At 46.2% G+C, this 24,321-nt stretch carries 16 protein-coding genes; 7 read left to right on the top strand and 9 right to left on the bottom strand.

Annotated elements, in window-relative coordinates; translation table 11 throughout:
• The first annotated feature begins 13 nt into the window (after positions 1-13).
• Positions 14-2,482 (top strand): outer membrane beta-barrel protein, encoded by a 2,469-nt coding sequence (locus tag ESB13_RS05695; RefSeq protein ID WP_129002049.1) that lies wholly within the window; start codon positions 14-16, stop codon positions 2,480-2,482.
• Positions 2,483-2,494: 12 nt separating this feature from the next.
• On the opposite strand, the gene ESB13_RS05690 is transcribed toward ESB13_RS05695, so the two are convergent.
• Genes ESB13_RS05690 through ESB13_RS05680 form a run of 3 tightly spaced genes read right to left on the bottom strand, consistent with a single transcriptional unit; the run spans position 2,495 to position 5,184 of the window.
• Complete coding sequence (locus ESB13_RS05690; protein WP_129002048.1) at positions 2,495-3,007, bottom strand: hypothetical protein; 513 nt, start codon at positions 3,005-3,007, stop codon at positions 2,495-2,497.
• 33 nt (positions 3,008-3,040) lie between these two features.
• Complete coding sequence (locus tag ESB13_RS05685) at positions 3,041-3,823, bottom strand: (Fe-S)-binding protein (RefSeq protein WP_129002047.1); 783 nt, start codon at positions 3,821-3,823, stop codon at positions 3,041-3,043.
• Positions 3,824-3,852: 29 nt separating this feature from the next.
• Complete coding sequence (locus tag ESB13_RS05680) at positions 3,853-5,184, bottom strand: (Fe-S)-binding protein (protein WP_129002046.1); 1,332 nt, start codon at positions 5,182-5,184, stop codon at positions 3,853-3,855.
• A 110-nt stretch (positions 5,185-5,294) separates the two neighbouring features.
• On the opposite strand from ESB13_RS05680, the gene ESB13_RS05675 reads away from it, so the two are divergent.
• The 3 genes from ESB13_RS05675 to ESB13_RS05665 all read left to right on the top strand — a co-directional run bounded on the left by ESB13_RS05675 (position 5,295) and on the right by ESB13_RS05665 (position 8,336).
• The gene (locus ESB13_RS05675; RefSeq protein ID WP_129002045.1) at positions 5,295-5,792 is read left to right on the top strand and encodes a phosphoribosyltransferase family protein; all 498 of its coding nucleotides are present in this window, start codon (positions 5,295-5,297) and stop codon (positions 5,790-5,792) included.
• A gap of 35 nt (positions 5,793-5,827) precedes the next feature.
• Positions 5,828-7,555: a phospho-sugar mutase gene (locus ESB13_RS05670; RefSeq protein ID WP_129002044.1), complete on the top strand. Its 1,728-nt coding sequence runs from the start codon at positions 5,828-5,830 to the stop codon at positions 7,553-7,555.
• A 121-nt stretch (positions 7,556-7,676) separates the two neighbouring features.
• Positions 7,677-8,336: a protein-L-isoaspartate(D-aspartate) O-methyltransferase gene (locus tag ESB13_RS05665; RefSeq protein ID WP_129002043.1), complete on the top strand. Its 660-nt coding sequence runs from the start codon at positions 7,677-7,679 to the stop codon at positions 8,334-8,336.
• Between the two features lie 165 nt (positions 8,337-8,501).
• Here the strand turns inward: ESB13_RS05665 and ESB13_RS24175 are convergent, their stop codons facing one another.
• On the bottom strand, positions 8,502-8,849 hold the full coding sequence (locus ESB13_RS24175) for a septal ring lytic transglycosylase RlpA family protein (protein ID WP_281275036.1): 348 nt from the start codon (positions 8,847-8,849) through the stop codon (positions 8,502-8,504).
• A gap of 107 nt (positions 8,850-8,956) precedes the next feature.
• On the opposite strand from ESB13_RS24175, the gene ESB13_RS05655 reads away from it, so the two are divergent.
• The 3 genes from ESB13_RS05655 to ESB13_RS05650 all read left to right on the top strand — a co-directional run bounded on the left by ESB13_RS05655 (position 8,957) and on the right by ESB13_RS05650 (position 13,955).
• On the top strand, positions 8,957-10,057 hold the full coding sequence (locus ESB13_RS05655; protein ID WP_129002041.1) for a DNA topoisomerase IB: 1,101 nt from the start codon (positions 8,957-8,959) through the stop codon (positions 10,055-10,057).
• A 65-nt stretch (positions 10,058-10,122) separates the two neighbouring features.
• On the top strand, positions 10,123-10,287 hold the full coding sequence (locus ESB13_RS23730) for a hypothetical protein (RefSeq protein ID WP_164974105.1): 165 nt from the start codon (positions 10,123-10,125) through the stop codon (positions 10,285-10,287).
• A 113-nt stretch (positions 10,288-10,400) separates the two neighbouring features.
• Positions 10,401-13,955, top strand: a complete 3,555-nt coding sequence (locus tag ESB13_RS05650; protein ID WP_129002040.1) for a response regulator — start codon at positions 10,401-10,403, stop codon at positions 13,953-13,955.
• A gap of 44 nt (positions 13,956-13,999) precedes the next feature.
• Here ESB13_RS05650 and ESB13_RS05645 read toward each other — a convergent pair whose 3' ends face one another.
• Genes ESB13_RS05645 through ESB13_RS05625 form a run of 5 tightly spaced genes read right to left on the bottom strand, consistent with a single transcriptional unit; the run spans position 14,000 to position 24,307 of the window.
• On the bottom strand, positions 14,000-16,582 hold the full coding sequence (locus ESB13_RS05645; RefSeq protein WP_164974104.1) for a rhamnogalacturonan lyase family protein: 2,583 nt from the start codon (positions 16,580-16,582) through the stop codon (positions 14,000-14,002).
• A gap of 14 nt (positions 16,583-16,596) precedes the next feature.
• A complete protein-coding gene (locus ESB13_RS05640) occupies positions 16,597-18,255 on the bottom strand; it encodes a RagB/SusD family nutrient uptake outer membrane protein (protein WP_129002039.1) in 1,659 nt (552 codons plus the stop codon).
• A gap of 31 nt (positions 18,256-18,286) precedes the next feature.
• Positions 18,287-21,418, bottom strand: coding sequence for a SusC/RagA family TonB-linked outer membrane protein (locus tag ESB13_RS05635; RefSeq protein WP_164974103.1), 3,132 nt, complete (start codon positions 21,416-21,418; stop codon positions 18,287-18,289).
• 11 nt (positions 21,419-21,429) lie between these two features.
• Positions 21,430-22,815, bottom strand: a complete 1,386-nt coding sequence (locus tag ESB13_RS05630; RefSeq protein WP_129002037.1) for a fasciclin domain-containing protein — start codon at positions 22,813-22,815, stop codon at positions 21,430-21,432.
• A complete protein-coding gene (locus ESB13_RS05625) occupies positions 22,808-24,307 on the bottom strand; it encodes a RagB/SusD family nutrient uptake outer membrane protein (protein ID WP_129002036.1) in 1,500 nt (499 codons plus the stop codon). Before ESB13_RS05625 ends, ESB13_RS05630 begins: the two co-directional genes overlap by 8 nt.
• Positions 24,308-24,321: the final 14 nt, after the last annotated feature.

Below are 24,321 nucleotides of genomic sequence, written 5' to 3'. Positions count from 1 at the left end.
ACCAATTCAGTAAGTGAGAAAAATTGCTATTGCCCTTGCCTTTACACTTTTTGTGTTGCTTGTTCATGCCCAGCAGCCGGATACGGTAAACCAGATCTCTAAGAAAAATAGTCTTGGCCTCATTGTAGGCAACCTTATCGATACCCCGGCAGGACAAGCGGTTATGTATGCGACCATCAGGCTGCAGCAGCTGGCCGATACCAACAGGCAAAAAACTGTGGTGAGCGATAAAAATGGTGCTTTCGAGTTCAATAAAATAGAATTAGGCTATTACCGGCTGAAAATTACCGCTATTGGTTACAACCCGCTTATCCTCGATAGCATTCATCTGCGTGAAGAACGTTACGATTTTAATCTTGGCGACCTTAAAATAAGTGCGCCGGGCACGCAGCTGGCAGAGGTGATCGTATATGCCGAAAAGCCGCTGATCGAAAATACCGATGGCAAGATCACTTATAATGTTGGCCAGAGTGCGCTCAGCGATGGCTCTTCCACTTCCGAGATCCTCAAAAACATGCCACTCGTAAGCAACGATCCCGAAGGTAAGATCTTACTGCGTGGCAAAGAGCCTAAGATCCTCATTGACGATAAACCTGTTGAATTAAGTGGCGACCAGTTGCAGGATTTGCTGGAAAGTTTGCCGGGAGGCTCGGTGGAAAAAATAGAATTGATGATGAATCCACCTCCCGAATATGCAACCGAACAAGGCGGCGTCATTAATATTGTTACTAAAAAAGGCAAAATAGGCTGGATAGGAAGGATCACTCTTGCCGGCGGCACAAGGGGAGAGGGTAACCTTTCAGCCAACGTTTCGTACCGCAGTAAAAAGCTTGCCTTTACCGCCGTTGCCGGTACTGCTGCCAGCCAGGTGAAAGGCAACAGTTATTCGCGCCGTGAAAACATTTATGCCGACTCTTCCAACTACCTGAATACCGATGCAGGTTTTACGAATAAGAACCTGCGTCCCAATCTTCGCCTGCAACTGGATTATGAATTCGATAAACACCATTCCTTTTCCGGTGTTTACCAGGGTAACCTGAATAGCTTCGATAATAACAGCCTTACAACATATGCCAATAAGAACAGGTTCCTGGATACTACAAGGCTAAGTACCCGGAACAGTGCTACGGATGGACTGGGATATAATAATTCTGTTACAGTTACCTATCAGTACAAAGGTGATAACCCTGCTGAAAAATTAAGGGTGATCATAGGAACCAACCTGAACAGGAACGACAATAACAGGAACTATTTCCAGCGCTTTTATTTTAACGACTTCACGCCCAATGGCAATGATTCAATGCAGGAGCAGCATACGCTCAATAACAGTGATAATTACAATATCCGTATCGATTACAACCGCCCTGTATTCAACCAGGGTTCAGCCATCACAACCGGCGCCACTTATAGCAGCGCCCAAACGCATAATGTGCTGGAGACCGAATTTCTCCGCCAGTCCGATGGTACAATGGTGCCCAATGATGGTTTGAGTAACGACTTTTATTTTCACCAGAAGATTTTTACAGTACGTGCCGGTTTTACGATAGCATTGCCGGCGAAATGGAAGATCATCAGTGGTGTTCAGGCAGAACAAACCAGCCTTGATTTCAATTTCATAGAAGGCAACACACCTGCCGTGAGTAATAGTTACTGGAAACTGATGCCGAATTTTACCGTGCGTAAAGAGTTTGATAAAACCCTGAATACCTCATTGGTTTATCGTGCAGCTATCCGAAGACCGGGCATAGGACAGTTGAACCCCAGTATCGATTATAGCGATCCTTATAATATCCGCTTTGGTAATCCCTATCTGGATGCTTCTATCGCCGATAATTTCGACTGGAATATCAGCTATATCAAAGGTAAATACTACATCAACGGTTCGGCAGGATTTAACAATATCAAAGACGTGTTTAACTCCATCCGTACCCTTGTGGGCGATGGTAAGACCCAGACAACTTACCGTAACATCAGCAACCGTAAAGAGTACGAAGCCAGCGTATGGGGAGGGTATACCATCAGCAAGCAATTGCGTATAAATACCAGCGTTGGCTATACTTACAATGTTTATGATCAGATGGGGAAGGAGTTGTATAAATACCGCGACGGAGGCTCTTTTTATTCAACGCTGAATTATAACTATACTCCCACAAGCCTGCTGCGTTTCGAAGGCAATGCCCGCTTTAACAGCTTTGCCGATCCGCAGGGCAGGGCAAGAAGCAATGTATCGCTTAACCTGGGCGTACAACGTAAATTCTTTGATAAAAGGCTGATCATGCAGTTGAATGTGATAGATCCGTTTGCTTCGCAGAAATATACCACATTTACCTATGGGCCAAACTTCTTCCTCGAAAGCTTTAGAGCTTCACGCACACGGAATTTCAAACTTACCGTCACCTACCAGCTGAATAAGATGGTACAACGGAAGATCAGCGATAAAGAAATGAAAGCAGCGGTTGACCGTGTAAGGCAAAAAAGCTAGACCCGTTGATTATTAAACGGTTGCTTTGGGAAGACGTGCTGCCAGCCAGCTGTTTTTAACAGCAACCAGCCAGTTATTTTTCAGTGCGTCAAGCGTTGTTACCGTATTATTGAAATACAGGGTGTCGGCTGTGATAAATCCATTCGATGCGGCGTACGCAAACTGTGGTAAAGGCAGTAACTGTAGTTTGTCTTTTACCACAAATGCGAGTAATTGCCTGTCGAACAGGTTCACAGAGAACCTTTTTTCTATTTCTTTCATCACTCTTACAGAGCTGTCGGTACTGCAGCCGCTCACGTTGCCAGCCGTTTCGTCGGCAATAAGTACAATAAACTGGCCGAAGAGGAGGTTTGCATAGCCTTTATTGGCCTTGCCATGCGTATTCCAGCCACTCACAAATTCATTCAGCATCTCTTCAATTTCCAATGCTTCGGGAATAGAGAACATACGGTTGCTCTGGTAGATCCATACCCGGGAAGAAGCATCAAAATCCTGCGGCAATAAATGGGAATAATTCAGGTTCATATTGCAAAGTTAATGTGCTGAAACCGATTTTCCTTACTGCTCCATGCTGGAGGCGATCAATTCAGCAACATCAAGTACGGCTACATCACCTTCTTTTTCTTTGCTTTTGATCCCGTCGGTCATCATGGTGTTGCAGAAAGGACAGGCCGATGCTACCACGGTAGCGCCTGTTTCCAGGGCTTCGGCTGCACGTTCTATATTGATCCGGGTGTTGCCGGGTTCGTCTTCCTTGAACATCTGGGCGCCGCCTGCTCCACAGCAAAGGCCGTTTGAGCCACAGCGCTTCATTTCTACCAGCTCCCCGTCCAACGCCTCCAATACTTTTCGCGGAGCTTCGTAAATATTGTTGGCACGGCCCAGGTAACAACTGTCGTGGAAGGTTATTTTTTTGCCTTTAAAGCTGCCGCCTTCTTTTATACGGATCTTGCCCTCATCAATTAATTCCTGTAACAGCGTGGTATGGTGCACAACATCGTAGGTGCCTCCCAGTTCAGGATATTCATTCTTGAGTATATTGAAACAATGCGGGCAGGTAGTAACTATTTTTTTAACACCGTAGCCGTTCAGGATCTGAATGTTATTGTACGCCATCATCTGGAACAGGAACTCATTGCCTGCACGTCGTGCAGGATCTCCTGTACAGGCTTCTTCTTTCCCCAGTATGGCGTATTTGATGCCGGTTTTATCAAGTATCGTAGCAAACGCCTTCGTTATTTTCTGTGCCCGCTGATCAAAACTTCCCGCACAACCTACCCAGAATAAAATATCAGGCGTTTCTCCGCTGGCTGCATATTCAGCCATTGATTTTATATGCATCTTTCTCTTTGTTTAAAATTCTCTTCTGTTTATGATTCCATCTCCGCCACCCATTTGTCCCTTTCATCGGGAGAGAACTGCCAGGGGGCAAAGTTGTTTTCTATATTACTGAACATGCCATTCCATTCCTGTGGCGCATTACTTTCTTCCATCACCATATAGCGGCGCAACTGAACAATGATGTCCAGGGGAGAAATGCTTACAGGACAGGCCTGAACGCAAGCCTGGCAACTGGTACAGGCCCTGAGCTCTTCGGCTGTTATAAAATCGTGCAACAACGCCTTGCCGTCTTCTTCAAACTGCCCTTTGTTATTGATGATGCGTCCTATTTCCTCCGCCCGGTCGCGCGTATCCATCATGATTTTACGGGGACTCAGCTTCTTGCCGGTGATGTTGGCCGGACAGGCTGCCGTACAGCGGCCGCATTCTGTACAACTATAGGCATCCAGAAGGTTCTTCCAGGTAAGGTCCGTAATATCTTTGGCGCCAAACTTATGTGGTGCAGGCTGCGCGGCATCGCCGGCAGGAGCCAGCTCCGGTTGCATGGCATACAATACTTCCTTCTGGATTTCAGGCATATTATTCATTTTGCCCTGTGGAACCAGTGGCGCATAGTAAGCATTGGGAAATGCCAGCACTATATGCAGATGTTTGGAATAAGGCAGATAATTAAGAAAGGCAAGGATCCCAATGATATGTAACCACCAGCAACTGCGCTCAATGGCTACCAGGGCACTGCTGCTTAGCCCTGTAAATAATGGCTGTAACCAGCCCGATATAACGAAATTGCCGGTCAGGTGTTCTCCATAATGACCATAACCACGTTCCTGCAAAATAGTATCGGTGGCATTCATGGTCAGGAACAGGCTCATCAGTACTATTTCCGTGATAAGAATATAATTGGCGTCGCTGCGGGGCCAGCCTTTCAGATCACTATGTACCAGTCGCTTTACCTTAACTATGTTACGGCGTACCAGGAAGATGGCGCAACCTATGGTTACTCCCGCTGCCAGTAATTCAAAAGAATTGATCAGCCAGCTGTAAACCACACCTAACGGAGAAGAAAACAGGCGATGCGTGCCCAGGATGCCATCCAGCAATATTTCCAGCACCTCGATATTGATGATAATGAAACCGGCATATACAATGAAATGCAATACTCCCACAAGCGGGTTGCGGAACATCTTCTTTTGCCCGAGTGCCAGCAATAACACATTGTTCCAGCGCTTTCCGGGCTGGTCATTGCAGGAAACCTCCCTGCCTAAAAGTATATTCCGGTAAATCTGCCGTGCTTTTTTGGTAAATAAGACGATGGCTGCAACCAGGATAATAATAAAAGCTGTTTCCTCAATAATACGCATACCGGCATTGGTTATGGCCGCTAAGGTAATATTTTCTGCAACTTTCTGATATGTAATTTGCCAATTGTGAATTGTAGTTTAATATTGCTGTTCAGCGTAATATACACACGATGGCGGATAGAAATTATTTATTGAACCAGGCTACGGCAGAACAAAAACTGCAGCGTATGGCCCTGGAAATTGCGGAGCAGCTTAGCGAAGATGAGGCGCCCCTCGTTTTAATCGGTATCAGGCAAAGTGGTATGGTCATTGCCGGCAAAATAGGCAATATGCTTAAACCATATATCAACGCTCCCATCCAGGTGCTTTCTGTAACCCTGGATAAACATAAGCCGCTGAACATTACTTTGAACGAAGAAGTAGACCTGAATGGTAAAAACGTCATCCTTATCGACGATGTCACCAATACAGGAAGTACGCTCATGTATGCATTAAAACCCTTACTGGCATTTTTCCCGAAAAGAATACAAACGCTGGTATTGGTAGAACGTATGCACAAACATTTTCCGGTGAAAGCCGATTATGTCGGACTTTCAGTAGCAACCACACTTCAGGATCATATCCAGGTGGTTGTTGAAAACAATGAAGTGCTGGGCGCTTACCTTTAACCCTGATACGCAAAAATCAATAACAATCATATCGTATGGACGCAAACATATCAGCAAAAGTAAATGAGTGGCTGAATGGTAATTATGACCAGGCTACTAAAGATGAAATTCAGCGTTTACAGCAAAGCAGCCCCGATGAGCTGGCCGATGCTTTTTACCGTAACCTCGAATTCGGTACAGGAGGCCTTCGCGGTATCATGGGCGTTGGTACCAACCGTATGAATAAATATACTGTGGGCATGGCCACTCAGGGTTTTGCAAACTATTTGCGTAAAACTTATGGCGATTCTCCTGTAAAAGTTGCTATTGCACACGATAGCCGCAATAACAGCCGCTTTTTTGCCGAAACTACAGCTAACGTCTTTGCTGCCAACGGCATACAGGTATTTCTTTTTGAAGCGCTCAGACCTACGCCTGAACTTTCTTTTGTGATCCGTACGTTGCAATGTCAGGCTGGTGTGGTTTGTACCGCTTCACATAACCCTAAGGAATATAACGGGTATAAAGCGTACTGGAACGATGGCGGTCAGCTGGTGCCCCCGCACGATAAAAATGTGATCAAAGAAGTAGAAGCCATCAGCAGCGTTGCCGATGTGAAGTTCTCCGGTGGCGAAAACCGCATCACCCTTATCGGTAAAGACATCGATGACGCCTATATCGAAATGGTAAAAGGCCTCAGCGTTTATCCCGAAGTGATCAGCAAACAGCACGACCTGAAAATTGTTTATACGCCTATTCACGGAACAGGCATTAAACTGGTGCCGCAGGTTCTCGCAGCTTATGGTTTTACCAATGTTACCATAGTCGACGAACAGGCTACGCCCGATGGTAATTTCCCTACCGTTTCCTATCCCAACCCTGAAGAATCCGAAGCTATGAGCATTGGTCTTCAGAAAGCAAAAGCAATTGATGCCGATATCCTGGCGGGGACTGACCCCGATGCCGACCGTGTAGGAATTGGCGTTAAAAATCATAAAGGAGAGTGGGTGCTTATGAATGGTAACCAAACTGCTGTTCTTGCATTTGCCTATATGATCGAAGCTCGTAAGAAAAAAGGGCTCGCCAAACCAAACGATATGGTCATCAAAACCATCGTTACCAGCGAAATGATCGACCAGGTAGCTAAAAAGAACGATATCTCCTGTTACAACGTACTTACAGGCTTTAAGTGGATCGCCGAGTTGCTGAAAGAAAAAGAAGGCAAAGAAAACTATGTGATCGGCGGAGAAGAAAGCTTTGGTCTGATGGTGGGCGATCAGGTGCGTGATAAAGATGCGGTTTCTGCCGTAGCGCTGCTTTGCGAAATGGCGGCTTACGAAAAAGAACAGGGAAGAAGCCTCTACGATAAACTGATAGATCTTTATATCCAATATGGTTTCTACCTCGAGCACCTCATCAGTATTACTAAAAAAGGAATGCGCGGACAGGAAGAGATCGCTGAAATGATGCAGGGCTTCCGTAATAACCCGCCTGCAACCATCAATGGTTCAGCCGTGGTGCAACTGCTCGACTACCAGTTGCAGGTAGGCAAAAACCTGAAAACAGGCGAAACCTGGGATATCACACTCCCCAAGAGCAACGTATTGCAATTCATCCTCGAAGACGGCACTAAAATCTCTGCACGTCCTTCCGGAACGGAACCAAAAATCAAATTCTACTTCAGTGTTAACAGCACCCTGGTCGCTAAAGACCAGTTCGATGCAGTATATGCTGAGTTGAATGATAGAATTAAAGCAGTTATTACTGATATGAAACTGAAGTAATTACAACGCTTGATATCGCTAAAGCGCCTTCGTGGAAATTTAATCCGGGAGGCGCTTTTTTATACCCATTTCTGAATTGTTAATTTTAAGTAAGATTTTGAAATGCTACCTTTGCAGCAGAATGAGAAGGTTTGAAGATTCATATCAGCACAAAGGTTTACGTAAACAACTGGTAAATCTGCTAAGAGAGAAGGGAATTATAGATGAAAATGTACTCGACGCCATCAACAGTATCCCACGCCATTTTTTCCTGGATTCAGCATTTGATAAAATAGCTTATGAAGACCGCGCCTTTCCGATAGGAGAGGGTCAGACTATTTCACAGCCTTATACAGTTGCTTATCAAACGCAGCTCCTGCAGATCAATAAAGGCGATAAGGTGCTTGAAATAGGTACCGGAAGCGTTTACCAGGCAACTGTGCTGGCCGAAATGCAGGCCCGCGTTTATACGATCGAACGCCAGAAAAAACTGTACGAGCATAACAAACAGTTTGTTTTCCGCAACAAATATCCCAATATTAAGTTCTTCTATGGCGATGGTTTTGAAGGATTGCCCGCGTATGCTCCCTTCGATAAGATCATCATTACCGCAGCAGCTCCTTATATTCCACCAAAACTGGTAGCACAGCTTAAGATCGGTGGCTACCTGGTTATTCCTGTTGATGAAGAAGACGGCCGCCAGAGAATGCTGCGCATTACCAAAGTCGCCGAAAACGCAACAACGGAAGAATGCTTCGAATATTTTTCGTTTGTACCTATGCTTCAGGGAAAGAATGGCTAAAATGCTGTGATCCTACTGCTATTTCATTTGGGAGTTATATGCTGAATGGTACTGGATTACAAAACGGGTAGGCCATAAAATTGCGAAAAAAAACGGGTAATGAATATTACCTCCGGAAATATTTTCATGCCTGCATGATAAGCGGTAATATACGTGGTTGTTTGGTTAACGATAGCTTATTTCTACCGATGCAACGCCCTGTTTTACGATATCAATGGCATTAGCCGCCGCCCGGCTGAGGTCTATGATACGCCCGCTTACAAACGGCCCCCGGTCATTCACGCGTACTGTAACTGTTTTGCCGTTGGCCAGGTTCTTTACCGTTACCATAGTGCCAAATGGCAGCGTACGGTGAGCCGCGGTCAGCTTATTCTGGCGAAAGATCTCCCCGCTGGCGGTCTTACGGCCATCGAATTTATCCGCGTAATAAGATGCTTTCCCCTTTTCCCGCCTGAATTTACCGGAACCGGTTTCGCTACCCGCAGGTGCCGTTTTACGGCTGCAGGACGCCATTGCAAGAACGCTTAATAACAAGAAGGTTAGGATGTTGAATCTATATTGCATAACGCAAAATAAGATACTGGCATCAAATTTTAAGCAGCTTTTTAAAAGCACCAATTATGGCCGATCCTGCTATCAGGTTAACACATACCGACCTTTTACATGTACATCAGAATTATGAAGATGCAGCCTCCCTGGTGAAGCTGGTTTATGTGAACGATGCTCAGCCGGGTATTTCACGCATCAAAGCCGGAAAAGGTTTTTCCTATAAATACCATAACCGCACTTTAAAGGACAAATCACAGATAGAACGTATAAAAAAACTGGTGATACCGCCAGCCTGGGAAAATGTATGGATCTGCCCCCTTCCTAATGGCCATATACAGGCCACTGGCTTTGATGTCAGGAAACGCAAACAATACCGCTACCATACCCGGTGGCAGGTGATCCGTTCCGAAACAAAGTTTCACCATCTCTATGAATTCGGAAAAAAACTACCCTTGCTCAGAAAGCAGGTCCGGCGCGACCTGCAGCTACCCGGACTTCCTGAAAATAAGGTAATAGCCCTGGTAATAAGCCTGATGGAACATACGCTTATAAGAATAGGAAGTAATGAGTACGAGAAACTGAATGGCTCTTATGGCCTTACTACACTTAAGGATAAACACGTTGCCGTCAGCGGCGATAACCTTAGATTTTCTTTTAAAGGAAAAAAAGGCGTTGTTCACGATATTAAACTGCATCACAGGAAACTGGCGAAACTGGTAAAACAATGCAGGGATATACCAGGTAAAGAACTGTTCCAATATTACGACGATCAGGGCATGCACCGATCCCTGGATTCAGGTATGGTAAACAGGTATATTAAAGAAATAACAGGCGATGAATTCACGGCTAAAGACTTCCGTACCTGGGCAGGATCGGTTCAGGCGCTGCAGGCTTTCTGTGCATTGGAGGCTGCCGGTACAGCTACCTTATGTAGAAAAAATATAGTTGCTGTGCTCGACCAGGTAAGCGCCAGGCTGGGCAATACAAGAGCCGTATGTAAAAAATACTATGTCCATCCCGGACTGATAAGATTGTATGAAGAGAAGCAGTTGCCGAAGTATCGCGAACAGCTTAATGCGCCCGCAGGCGCCAGTAAAACCGGCCTCAGTTCCGAAGAAATGACCCTGATGAAGCTGCTTCGCCTTATGAATCGGGGAATTGCTTCTACATAGATACAGGTATAACAAGCGGATATAACTGGCATATATTTTTCATTACTTATTTGAAAACTAATCATATGATAAAAAAAGAATACGCACTAAGCCTTATCTTATTTTCCTTTTTATTAAGCAGTTGCTCTGTAGTATCGGGCATCTTTAAAGCAGGTATGTGGTGGGGCATTTTTCTGGTGTTGGGTTTTGTTGCTTTGCTGTTATACCTGATTACACGCGGAAAACGTTAAGCATTTACATAATAAATAAAGCCGCCATATTTCCCCTATGGCGGCTTTTTATTTTATGTTTTTTTAAGGTCTGACGCTGCACAAAAAGCCGGTAAAATATTTAACTTGTAACTATGAACCGATTGCCCATACCCCCTGATGACGACGCTCGCGTGCAGGCTTTAAGGAATTATCACCTTAACAGCCTGAAAGATGCCGAATTCGACAGGCTCACTCAAATTGCCTCCATCATTTGCCAGGCCCCCATTGCACTCATCTCACTGCTCGATAAAAATAAACAATGGTTTAAATCTGTTATAGGCTTCGAATCGGAGATCAATGAAACAGAACGGGAAGTTTCTTTTTGTCAGTACACTATCATGAAGCGGGAGATCCTGCTCATTGAAGATGCCTTGCTTGATGAACGTTTTCGCGAAAATATTTTTGTTACAGGTGAACCGCATATCAGGTTCTATGCCGGCTACCCGTTGATCGATACAAATGGCTTCGCATTGGGCTCCCTGTGTGTGCTCGACTTTGTTCCACGTACTATAAATGAAGACCAGCAAACAGCACTCAAATTGCTGGCAGAACAAGTCACCAGTCTTATACAGGAAAACAGGAGAAAGGAAGAAGCCAGGCATTTCGAGCAGCTCTTCCAGGTATCCAACGACCTTATCTGCGTAGCGGGATTAGATGGCTATTTTAAAAAAGTAAATCCTGCTTTTACAAATGTGTTGGGCTGGGACCGTGACTTTCTTCTTCATACATCTTTCTTTGAAATTACCCATCCCGATGATATCGAACCTGCTAAAGAGGAATTGGCTAACCTGGCTTTAGGTAAGGCTACCATAAACTTTAGCAACCGTGTTAAAACAACGGATGGGCGGTACAAAACGCTTCAATGGGTAACTACTCCCCATCCTGCCACAGGCGAAATATTCGCGATAGCCAGGGATGTCTCCGAGATGATCAGGAAAGAAAAACTGCTGCAAGCCAGTGAAAACAGGCTGCGCTCTTTTTTTGAACATTCGATCGGACTCATGTGTACGCACGACCTGCAGGGCAATTTCTTATCAGTAAATGTCGCAGGAGCAGGCTTGCTAGGGTACACTGTTGAAGAACTCGAAGGCAAAAGTTTATTTGATATCGTGCCGGAAGAAAGACATGCTTTTGTTTCTGAATATCTTGAAAAAATAGTAAAGGACGGAGTCGCCAAAGGCCTTATGACCACCCTTAAAAGAAATGGCGAACATAGGGTATGGATGTATAACAATACACTCGATACAGCTATCGATGGATCTGTTTATGTGATCGGAAATTCTATAGACATCACCGAACAATACCACCTCGAAAATAGCCTCAAACGTACCTCGGAAATGCTGCAGCAGACAAATGAAGTGGCCAGCGTGGGAGGGTGGGAGTTCGATCTGCTAAAGAAAAAGATTCATTGGTCTAAAGTAACCCGGCAACTACACGAAGTGGAGCCCGACTTTGAACCGCAGTTAGACAAAGGCCTGCAATTCTATAAAGAGGAAAGCAGGGCTGTTATCATAGAAGCACTGAACCGTGCTATAAAAGACGGTACTCCCTGGGATTTGGAATTGGAAATAGTAACGGCAAAAGGAAACGAACGATGGATAAGAACTTTAGGTAATGCAGAAATAGAAGATGGCCAGGTAAAAAGGCTTTATGGCACCTTCCAGGATATAACGGATAGTTATAAACAAAGGCAGGAGCTGCAAAACGCCAAGCAACAGGCAGAACAGGCGAACATCGCAAAATCCGAATTCCTGGCTAACATGAGCCACGAAATTCGTACGCCGCTGAATGGTGTAATTGGTTTCACCGATATTCTCCTGAAAACAAAACTTACGGAAATTCAACTGCAATACCTGTCGGTCGTAAACCAGTCGGCGAATGCTCTCCTGAGTACCATTAACGATATCCTCGACTTCTCTAAAATAGAAGCAGGTAAACTGGAACTGGATATAGATAAGACCGACTTGTTCGAATTGGGATGCCAGGCTTCCGATATTATTACATACCAGGCCCAGAAAAAAGGCCTGGAAATTTTGCTTAATATCAGTACCGATCTCCCAAGGTTTATCTGGGCCGATGCCGTACGCCTGAAGCAGGTGCTGGTAAACCTCCTGGGCAATGCTGTCAAATTTACCGAACAGGGAGAAATAGAACTCAAAATAGAGGCAGTGACCGATATTACCAGGGAACAGGTGACTTTCCGGTTCGAAGTCCGTGATACAGGTATTGGTATAAAACCCGACCGCCAGCAAAAGATCTTTGAATCCTTTGCACAGGAAGATACTTCTACTACAAAAAAATACGGAGGCACAGGCCTGGGATTAACAATCTCCAACAGTCTGCTCGGACTTATGGGCAGCAAGCTCCACGTACGTAGCACACCAGGCGTAGGAAGTACTTTTTATTTCGATCTGAACCTGAGAACCCAACAGGGCGAGCGGTTACCGTTTGCCAACACCGAACAGATCAAAAGGGTGCTTATTGTCGACGATAACAGGCATAACAGGGAGATCCTGAAGCAAATGCTGATGTTCAGAAATATCGCTTCAGATGAGGCTAAAAATGGCTTTGAGGCATTGGAGATCCTTTCCGCTGCAGAACACCAATACGATGTTGTAATGATGGACTACCACATGCCCCATATGGATGGCCTCGAAACAATCCGTAAGATCAGGATGAGTAACCTCATCAACAACAAATCGATAGTAATAGTCCTGCACAGCTCTTCCGATGATGAAACCATGCTGCGGGCATGCGAAGAACTGAACGTCGACTGCCGCCTGGTCAAGCCCATCAAGATGCAGGAAATGTATCAAACGCTTTCCAGGGCTTTGCGCACCGAAAAGAAAAAGCAACAGGATGCTATTCTGCAAACCGATTCAGATAAGTCTGTATTTACGGTATTGGTCGCTGAAGATAATGATGTGAATATGCTGCTTGCACGCACTGTCATTAAAAGAATTACCCCCAATGCGATCATTGTGGAAGCAGCAAATGGAATAATGGCAGTAGAAAAATTTAGACAGCAATTGCCGGACATCATTCTCATGGACGTACAGATGCCGGAAATGAACGGTTACGAAGCCACGCGCGCTATCAGGGGACTTGAAACCAGTAAACATGTTCCCATTGTTGCCCTTACCGCAGGCAATGTAAAAGGAGAACGCGAAAAATGCCTCGCAGCAGGTATGGACGATTTCCTGGCAAAACCTTTTGTCGAAGAATCCATCCGCGCTTTGTTTGCCACCTGGTTACACGATAGTAAAACTTCAGCAGCTACACAGGAGCCCGTTGCAGAAAGCAATCAGCACTTCGATGTCAATATTGTCAAAAAATACCTGGGCGATGAAGATGGTATCATTAATGAGCTTTTGGTGCTGACGACAAGTGAACTCAATAAAACGCTACTCCTGCTCGAAAAGCAGGTAAACGAACAAAACTTGCAGGGGGTGAATGCCATGGGCCATAAAATGTATGGAACCGCCGCTACCGCAGGCATGGTACAGCTTGCCGAAATGGCAAATAAGTTCTCACACTTGCCCGTCTTCCATCCCGGCGAAGTTGACAATATGTTTAACGAAATTGCTGATGAAGTAAAGATCGTATCTGATCAAATCAAGGAGTATCTATCTCAGTTTGTTGAATGATAGTTGACTCCTTGGCGTCTGGGGCTAACGACCGCGTAACTTTATTATGGAAGTTGATAAATCTTGATATCGCTGATTTCCTGTCTTGAAAAGGTAGATCTGAATCCAAAGTAACCTTCTTTGAGTGGAGCAGGATCGGTATAATGAAAATAACGTTCGCCATTTACCCAATAACTGGTGGTGCCGTTTTTAACGATAATGGTAACCTGGTACTCTTTATTCGGCACCAGCAAATGAGCGCTGTCGGTATACTCGGCAACGAGTGGTTTGCTGCCGTCTCCCACGTACTTACGGAAACGGGTAGTGCTGTTGGTGTTGCCGCCCATGCCAACATAATACAGTTGAAGCGAATCGTAAGAACTGAATGCGCCTGACCGCGTGAACAGGTTGGTCTGCCTGGGATCGCTGGCCATCCAGAACTGGTTGAGATCGGATACCCGGTCATTGACGCCATCTCCAAGAACCACCTTTCTGCTATATTCAATGCGAAGATTTCCTTTTAATTTTTTAGCAAGCCACACGGTAACGCCTCCTTTTGTGTCTAATACCAATTGCCCGTTTTGTATCGCTACTTTTGAAGCCGGAAGCGCTTCCATCTCTGTATGCCATTGCTGTAAAGAAGATGGATCGGAGAAATGGGACGCATAGAGCAACTTCCCTTTTTCATTTGCATCTTTTGAAAGGCGGTTTTCGCTACCACGCGAAGAGGCTAAACCAATCTCTTGCCCGGAAGGCGTTGACCGCATACCTGCACCCAGGTAAAAGCCCGGATGAGGAGGCTGGTTATAGCCAACATTCTGCCAGGCTATGGCCACGCGATATTGTGGATCATGCATTAATGTAGTAAGACGATGAGAGGTCGGTATAGTAGTGGTATAAATACGTAACTCTTTATTATCTGCCGTGCGCCATATCACTTCTTCACGCCAGTCGCCGAATAAATCGGCACTGAGAGCCGGAGTGGCTTTCGTGCCGTTGTTGGAAACACAACCCTCCGCTGTAAACAGGTTAATGGTTTTGTTTTGTGTCCAGTCCCATTTATCGATACGGTTCTTATCGAGCAACTCCCGCGTAAGATCGCCATCCCACCACACTACGAAATTGGTAGAGGAGGGGGCTACGGGCGAAATCTCTTTGCCGTAGAAATCACGTAAGCCACCAGGGCCGCCCCAGTTCTCGAAACCCGGATGCCTGGGATCTATGTCCGCAGCAACGCCGCGGCCAACGTCTTCACCGGGGAAAAGACGCCATAATATTTGTCCGTTGGCGGCATTGAACAGGGCCACGCCGGGCCTGCCGGTAGCATCGGTAGCACTGTCTTCGTTTTCATGTATGCCATATACCTGCAAAGCAGTACTGTCCGGGTGCATCACGCTAAGATGCAACGCATCGCCATGACGCAAACCTGTGGTATAAAGCCCTTGACCATTGTCATCAACGGTCATGGCGCCTACGCATATTTCATCTTTACCGTCATGGTCTACATCACCTACTGTTACACTATGATTGGCCATGCCGGAATAAGGATTCTTGCCATCCTTCGTATCAAATACCCAGCGGCTGGTTAAGGCACCATTTCGCCAATCCCAGGCAGCTACAACAGAACGGCCATACCAGCCCCGTACATATACAATGCTGGGGTGAATACCATCAAGATAAGCGACACCCGCAGTGAAACGGTCCGAACGGCCACCACTGTTATCATTTCGCCCGTTACCGCCAATACCACCCCAGCCGTCCAAAGGATAGCGGTTGGGAATGAAATCGGAAGTAACCATAGCAGCGCCCGTAATGCCATCGAATACGGTAAGATATTCTGGGCCATCAACGATTTTACCATAGGTAGCTCCCTTTGTATAGGTGCGCCAGTCTTTGGTACTATCCCCAATTACTTTACCGCTGCCGTCAATAGTGCCGTCCGCTGTTTTGCACACCAGCTCTGCTTTTCCATCGCCGTCGAAATCATACACCAGGAACTGCGTGTAGGCGGCTCCTGAACGGATATTTCGCCCAAGATCTATACGCCATAAGTGTGTTCCGTCAAGTTTGTAGGCATCGATGAGCTGGTTGCCCGTGAAGCCTGTTTGTGGTGGATTCTTGGCGTTCGAAGGCTCCCATTTGAGTATGATTTCATAAATGCCATCACCATCGAGATCTGCTGCACTGGCGTCATTGGCACTATAACTATAAGATTGCCCGTCCGCACTTACGCCTCCCGCCGGTTGCTGTAAAGGAATGGACAGGTATTGACGTATAGGTGTTCCGGCCGGTAATACATATTGCCCGGCCACTGCTGTCGCCAGCTGGTTCTTCGGTAATACTGGCTTTACGATATACGTGTTGTTGTATTTAAAATCCACCAGGCTGTCGATAAAATGTGTCGGGCCTTTCAGGGGACTTTTGTTTAACTGCACAATCCTGCCTTTCCCCGGTTGCTTATAAATATCGAAGCCAATATCCGGCGACTCAGTCCCAAGTAAACGCCAGCTTACAAAAGCGGTGTGTTCTCCGGTTCTCACAGCTACAATACCCCTGTCCAGTTTTTCCATCTGGCGTTGCGATAGTAACTGGTAAGGAAGAAATGAGCATAACAATAATAAAACGCAGATATATGGTAGGCTTTTCATGAAACGATATTGAATTAGGGATTCCAGTTAAAAGGCAGGTACCAGTTCGATGGATCGAGCAATCGGCTATCACCGGTTTGGGCAGCCAGGTAACCTGCGTCATTTCTCCGCAGCGCAATACGCAACAGATCCGGCCAGCGATGCCCTTCAAACGCTAGTTCAAGCGCGCTTTCATTTACCAGTGCATCTTCCAGTGCTGTTGTGTTTTGCTGTAACGAAATGCTGAGCGGCTGCAGGTAAGCACGGCCCCGGATACCACCATTACGGTGCCAGGGACCCCGGAAATAAGGAGCGGTGCCATTGCGGGCATCAAAATCATATGGAGGGCTGTCGAAGGTTTGCATCAGGTTGGTTTTATCAGTCTGAGACGCATCATCATAAGTACTGCCTATGCCGGTATTCAGCAATGCCCAGGCTATCTTACCACGACCGTCCCTGTTCGCTGCTTCTGCATAACGCAGATGAACTACCGCTGCACGATACAAAAACCAACTGCTGTTTTTCACCAGCGGCTGTTCAATATTGTAATGGTACGTATATTTCCTGACAGCAGGAACGGCGCTGGTAGTATCGGCACTAAATATACCTCTTGCGTCAAAGGGAAAGCCATTGTTTTGCACCTGGCTGTTCCAGTTATGCAATGCCCGGGCAGAGGGTTTCAATAAGTAGCCGGCATATGGCGAGAACAGTTCTGCAAAAGGTTCTTCCGGGGCAAAGTTGCTGTTGAAAGGCAGCACCCACAACCATTCTGTATTCCATAAGTCGTCGCGCGAACGGATAAACATCGATTTCCAGCCCTGCGTGTTGTTATTGATCAAAGCATTGATGTCTTGTTCGCGATAACGGATATAACCAACCGCCAGATCGTTATTGGAAGCTACATCCGCTATCCTGATCTTATAGGTGTCGAAATCGCCGCTTGCTGTATTGGTTTCCATTACGGCACGGTAAGCGGTGGCTGCTTTCGTGTAATCATTGTGCCATAGGTACAGGTCGCCCAGCAGGCATTGTTTATTCACGAAAAATTTGTTGGTAATGGTATTGTCCGCCGTGGTAAGCAGGGTGCTGCCGGTAGGATATACTTCCAATGTAGGCAATCCCTCCATCGTTCCGATCAGGGATGTCAACAACTGGCGGAACGATACACGGGGGAAACGGCTGGCGTCCTTCAGATCATTGATGTTTTCAATGGCATCTGTAACATAGGGTATTTCGCCAAAATGAATGCCCAGCTGCAGGTATAGCCAGCAACGTAAAGTGGCGATGTCGGCATAACGGCTGTTATATTCAGACGTCGTCATTTTTTTATCCCGCAGCATGATGTCGAAGTTTTTTAGTACATCGTTACAGTTGAGGATAACCTTATAAAAAGGCCTCGGATCGGCATAAGGGTTGCCGCTGGAAACCCGGTGTCCGGCTATCTGCTGTAACGATGTGTCGGCGTTCGATGTCACGGTAAGCAAATCGCCACGCAACTCGTTCAGCACAACATATTGACGTGCAAGCCCCGAAAGTTGCCCGTAAATACCTATTACTGCTGCATCCGCATCGTAAACATTCCTGTACACCTGCGATTCGTCCAGTGTGGTCTCTGGTAACACCTCCAGCGTTTTACGGCAGGAGCTGAACACCAAAAGCAGCAACAGCGAAAGAATTATATTTTTAACTAGCATAATGAATAATGAATTAAGCGGTAAACGATGATTACAAACCAACTCTCAGCCCTAATTGAATAGTTTTATACAAGGGCTCGGGACCGGTGTCGCTGCCCATGCTATAAAGGCTGCTGTTGGCAGCGTATTCGGGATCATAACCAAGATAACGGGTAAACGTAAGTAGGTTGTAGGCGCTGAGATAAACTTTCGCATAACGGAGCAGCCGTGTTTCAACAGGTATATCGTAAGCCAGTGTAACAGTACGCAGGCGCAGATAAGAGCCGTCTTCTATCCACCGGTCCGAAAAACGGGCGTTTCCTGTCGCATCACCCATCGATACACGGGGTATATCAGTGTGCTGGCCATCTGCGCGCCAGCGGTTGACTACGCTTAACAATTGGTTATTGGTACCCGAGGCCGATTCAAGTACAGCGCGTGTGTAGTTGAATACATCATTACCTTGGCTGAACGTAAACAACAGATCAAGGCTCCAGCGTTTATAGTTCAAAGAAGACCCGATACTACCTGTGTAATCAGGGTTGGGGTTGCCTATGACAACTCGGTCTGCCTCGTCTATACGTTTATCGCCATTGATATCGTCGAAACGTATATCGCCGCCCTGAAACGCCACTGTGTTGCCATTGGCAGTTATCACGCTGTACCCCTCGGCAGCAGCTGCCTCATGTGTAGTGTAAATGCCTTTTGTACGCCAGCCATAAAACAGGTTGGCCGCACTGCCTTCCTGCGTAATATAGGAAGCCCCGCCATAGCTCGTGATAATGGGTGAACTGCCTGAAAGACTGGTGATCTTATTACGATATGTTGAAACCAGCAAATTGACATCCCAGGTAAGGGGGCCGTTTAAAACACGTCCGCCAAGGCGAATATCTATACCGCTGGTTTGCATGGCGCCCCGGTTGGCTTTAACGAAATTGAATCCTGTTGCAGCCGCAAGTGGTTCGTAAAGCAATAATTTACTCGTGTTGTTTTTATACACGTCCACGCTGAATTGAAGACGTTGTTGAAATAACGCTGCATCCACACCCAGGTTTAACTTCTTTACCAGTTCCCATTGAAGACCCGGATTGCCGATGTTGCCACGTACCAAACCTTGTAACCCCAGCAAATTTTGCGATACATAATACTTGCGGGCATCGTAATTGCCGATATCATCATTGCCGGTAAGGCCATAGCTACCCCTTAATTTCAATAGGTCTATAAATGCCGCATGATCCATAAAAGGCTCTGAAGAAAGCAACCAGCTGAGGCCCAATGCCGGTAATACAGCCAGTTTGTTGCCTCCTACGGCAGGTACGCCGGAAATGTCGCGGCCAAAGCGGGACGAGGCATCTGCAGTTAACGTGAATTGAGCAATATAACGTTGCTTCAATTGTTGTTCTATGCTAAGGTAGGTATTCAACCACCTCGACCTCCCGATATCGCCGCCTACTACCCGTAAGGCATTGGCGCCATTACCTACACTGATGAGATTGTCGGTGGCTGAATTGTAACCAAGTGTATAGTCTTCTTCGGCTTCTGTTTGTTGATAACGTAAGCCGATAGCCGCATTCACGCGATAGTTCTGATGATAGCTGGCAGAATAGTTCAGTCGGGTATCGTTGTAAATGTTGAATAAACGTTGAACCCGGCTGCCAAGCCTGCTGTCGGCTACCGCGTTATGCAATGTATCGTCGGCAATGCCTTTACGTGGTAGAAATGTATTCTCCCGGATCTTGCCATAGATAAGGCCCGTAAGGGAAGACAGTTGCCAGCGACTGTTAAAACGATAATTAGCTTGTATCGATCCAAAGAACCGGTAGTTCTTATCGGCTGCTTTGGCAGTACCTGTAAGACTTTGGGGATTACTGACGCCAAATATATCGGTATCTGCCAGGTTAGGCGATCTTACCCCGTTTTCATCGATATCATGAACTGCCAGTAGGGGAGCCTTTACCAGCGATACATATATCGGGTTGGTTTTAAAACTTAATCCCTGGTCTTTTAAAGACTGCTCATTATAGGAAAAAGATAAATTGGCGGTCGCTGTAAGCTTGGGACTAAGGTTGAGATCGGCATTGAAACGGGTACGGTAAGAAGAGAGTTGTGTATTATCGGTAATACTGCTGTTACGGCCGTAACCCATAAACAAAGCATAACGCGCAATATCATCGCCGCCGGTAACTTTCAGGTAATAATTGTTGATGCTGCCCCGCCGCAATACCTGGTCCTGCCAGTTGGTATTATTGTGATAGGTATGATAAGTGCTGCTGGCAATATCATCATTGAGATAGGGAAGATTGGCCAGTTGTTCACTCGTGTAGCCGCCGCTTTTGAATAGGTCGGCCAGGTAAGTGCGGTAATCGGAGGTGCCCATAACAGGTAATTGAGCAGGGGTGAGGTTCATGCCCTGGTAAGCGGCAAAGTCTATACGCGTGGCAAGTTCTTTGGCATGTTCTGTTGTAATGAAAATAACGCCGTTGGCAGCTTTGGTTCCGTAAGTGTTCACTGCGTCTTTTACAACAGTAACCTGGCTGATATCTTTTATGTCTATATTTTGAAGTGGATTCGCTGTATGTCCACCAATGATGGAATTCCCATAGCTGCTGTTGTCATAAATAACGCCGTCAACTACAAGTAAGGGCTGGTTGCTGGCATGTAGCGAAGTATAACCACGTAATAATAAGTTGGCGCCTGCTCCCGGCGTTCCTGACCGCCGCGTAACAGTAAGCCCTGGTATCCTGCCCTGCAAATAGTTGTCGGGCGATTCGGTTCCCGCTTGCCAGGCACCGCCGGTATTCACTGTCCCAAGGCTACTGGCTGACTGATGTAAAGATCTTGTTCTGTCTGGAAACCTAACCTCGCTGTAGAATGATGTAAATCCCGCTTCATACAGCGATACATGTACCTGTTTCCGGTTTTTTAAAGGCAGGGATAAAACCTGGTAGCCGCTGCCTGAAATAGTAAGAGAAACAAGATAGTTGGCAACCCGTAGCTGAAAGCTGCCTTTGTCGTCTGTAAGCGTACTGGCGCCATCTTCATAAGCTACTGTAATACCGGCAATAGGTTTGCCGGTATGGGCATCGGAAACGGTGCCGGTAACCAGCGCCAGATCCTGGGCCGGCAATGACGTACCTGTTGAATGTAACAGTAGCAGCAGTGTGAGTATTCTTAATATTTTCATGATCATAGCAATTAAAAGCTGGGTACCAGCTTTAGGTAGTCAAGTGATAAGGTATTAACCCCGGCTGTGGCGGAGTTGGCTGCTACCAGGTAAACAGGCAACGAACCAAAGCGTGTAACGGTATATTCTCCCAGGTAAACCTCCTCGTAGTTGTTGAGTGTAACTGCTTTGTAACTAAACCCGGTAGCATCTGCCTGGCTAAAAGCAACCCGTTGCTCGAAGCTTACCGTTTGGGCATCGCTGTTACCGGCTACGGCACGCCAGTAAACTTTATAGGTGCCTGCAGGTACCTGCGCCGGTTGATAACGGATATAAAACAGGGGAGTAGCATGCCCATAAACCTGTATATCTCTGAACACCTTACCCGATGGATCTGCCTTAACACGATAAAAGATATTTGCTGTTTTATCCGTACGGCTGAATCCAGCCGGATTTTCTCCCTCTATAATGAGTGTCGGGAATTTAAGAGAAAGAGGTGTAGCAGGCCTGCGAAGCACATAAACAATGCCGTTACTGGCTTTATAGGAAGAAACGATATTGTTCTTGTCTACCGGTATCTTTACCTGCGATACGGAGAGTAAAGTATCAGGCAAATTGTCTTCTTCATACAACCCTTCTGCAACCAGGTCCTTCACCAGCCACCAGTTGGATAATGAGTCGGTGCTGTCAACAGTACTGGTAATGAAATGAGGCTTTAACGCTGTTATAGCTTCCTCGTAAACAGCATCCTGCAAAACGAAATAAGTATATTGCTTGGCTTCATTATGTATACCGGCTACCTGCTCCAGGAAACGGTTTTTGATGACAGTTTTTCCGGAAAGGCTATCTGTTCCGTTGTAGCTGAGCGATTGCAGAAATACCTTCTGACGTTGTCCTGCAGAACTATATTGTAGATATTCCCAGATATTCCGTCGTGGTACAACTACGCCATTAATATGATGTAGAATACCATTACGGGCGTATTCATTCGCAGCAGTAATAACCGCATGGTCTTCTCCAAAGCTGGTTGCAGTGAAAGAATGATATTTGCCGGCGAGTGTTTGTATGCGTAAGGAAGGAGCAGGCTCCGTTGTTTGATAGGCCAGCAGGCTGATATGCCCGGCAACTAGTTGTTTTACGATACTGTCATTGGCTAGTAAAGCAGGATCAATTTTGCGTAACGCTTCATTACTGGGCGCCCACACCGTATAGGAAGGCGATGTGTTGATGATCGTATCATAACCAGATCTCACTAATAGGTCGCGGAATAAACTGAGGCTGCTGTCCCGGCCAATCTTTTCAAACAGGTTTTCTTTTACACCTTCATCGGTGATGCCGTTATGGCTGTTCCATTCTTTTTTGCAGGCGCTGAGCAGGAAAAGCACCAGTATGAAATAAGTATAAGAGTATCTATTCATAAAATGGATTCTGTTTTAATAAAGAATTCTTCAGTAACTCAGGCTCATACACAGGGAAATAATGGCTGTTATAATCGCGGTACTTGCCTAGTGCCGACTGTTGTCTGTCTGCCGGTACAGTCCCCGAAACCATATCCAGCAGGTTGCCCAGGTTGGCATAGTTGTTCCTGCGGGCATTACGTAATACATCATACCAACGTTTGCCTTCGAAAGCAAATTCACGTGCCCTTTCTTCAAGTATATAAGCGGCTATTTCCTGTGCATCGGTAACAGCAGGATGGCGCTCCGTGGCTACCAGCGCATGGCTTCGGTCTCTGATGGTTTGTACTATTTCCAATGCCTCCGCACCTCTGCCAGACTGTGAGCAGGCTTCTGCTTTCATCAGCAGCACATCGCTGTAGCGGTATACGAACCAATGCGCATAAGAGGCGTCCTGCGCACGCAGCGTATTGTAGGTAAAACCGGTATATTTCCAGATAGAGTTGTCGCTGGTACGAACAGCGGCGGCAGCACCTCGTAAGTCAGTTAAGGTCTCATCATTATAGTCTACCGTATAAATATCTTCCATTACCTTTTCTGAAGCCAGGAACCTTTTCGAATTGGTAGCGAATAGGGGATAGAAGGTATTCAGTTTCTGTGCGTCGAACTGGAACTCGAAAATACTCTCCGGCGAATTGCCATTATAATACAAGGTGGTAAACCAGGCACTGTTGCCTTCAACAAGTTGGTATTTGCCGGCTTTGATTATTTCATCACAGGTGCTGATACATAATGCATATTCTTCACGCCAGAGATAAACATCGGCGAGTATGGTAGCAATGGAATACTTGTGAAGCCGGCCTGCATTGTAAGTAACGCTGCCATGTGTTTCCGGGGCTTTCTCCAATGCATCTTTCAGGTCGGTAACGATCTGTTCAAGAACCGCGTCTTTGCTGCTTTTGGCAATAGGACTGATATCTTCATCCGTTGCGGTAGACTTGAGTACCAGTGGTACATCTCCAAAACTGCGTACCAGGTAAAAATATAAAAGTCCACGCAGCCCTTTTGCTTCTGCAATGTAATTGTTCAATGCAGTTTGGGTAAAGGTATTGTCGTACTGTTGCACTTCGGCAGCATGGTCTATGATCGTATTGCAATAGTTGATGGTACGGTAAACAGCGCTCCAGCTGTTGATACTGTTGCCGGGGAGAATATTGACGTTGATGACTTGTTGCTCCTCATTGGTAATGCCCGGGCCGGGACTGATCATGTCGGCCCTCAGCTCCCCCCAGAGGAAAAGATATTCTGCTAAAGAGCGGTCCGAAACGCCTGCCGGAGAGCCTAACAGCGACGCATAACATCCTATTACTGCAGATTGTACCTGCTCTTTTGTTTTCCAGAAGTCGGCACTCACAATACCGTCTTCAGGTTTCAGATCCAGCCATTTATTGCAGGAAGAAATGCCAGATACCAGTACTGCTATGAATAGATAGTATTTGAAAGATTTCATCATTTTATATTTATGCT

It is taken from the genome of Filimonas effusa (assembly GCF_004118675.1).
Classification (GTDB): domain Bacteria; phylum Bacteroidota; class Bacteroidia; order Chitinophagales; family Chitinophagaceae; genus Filimonas; species Filimonas effusa.
This window is presented reverse-complemented; position numbering and strand designations above follow the sequence as displayed.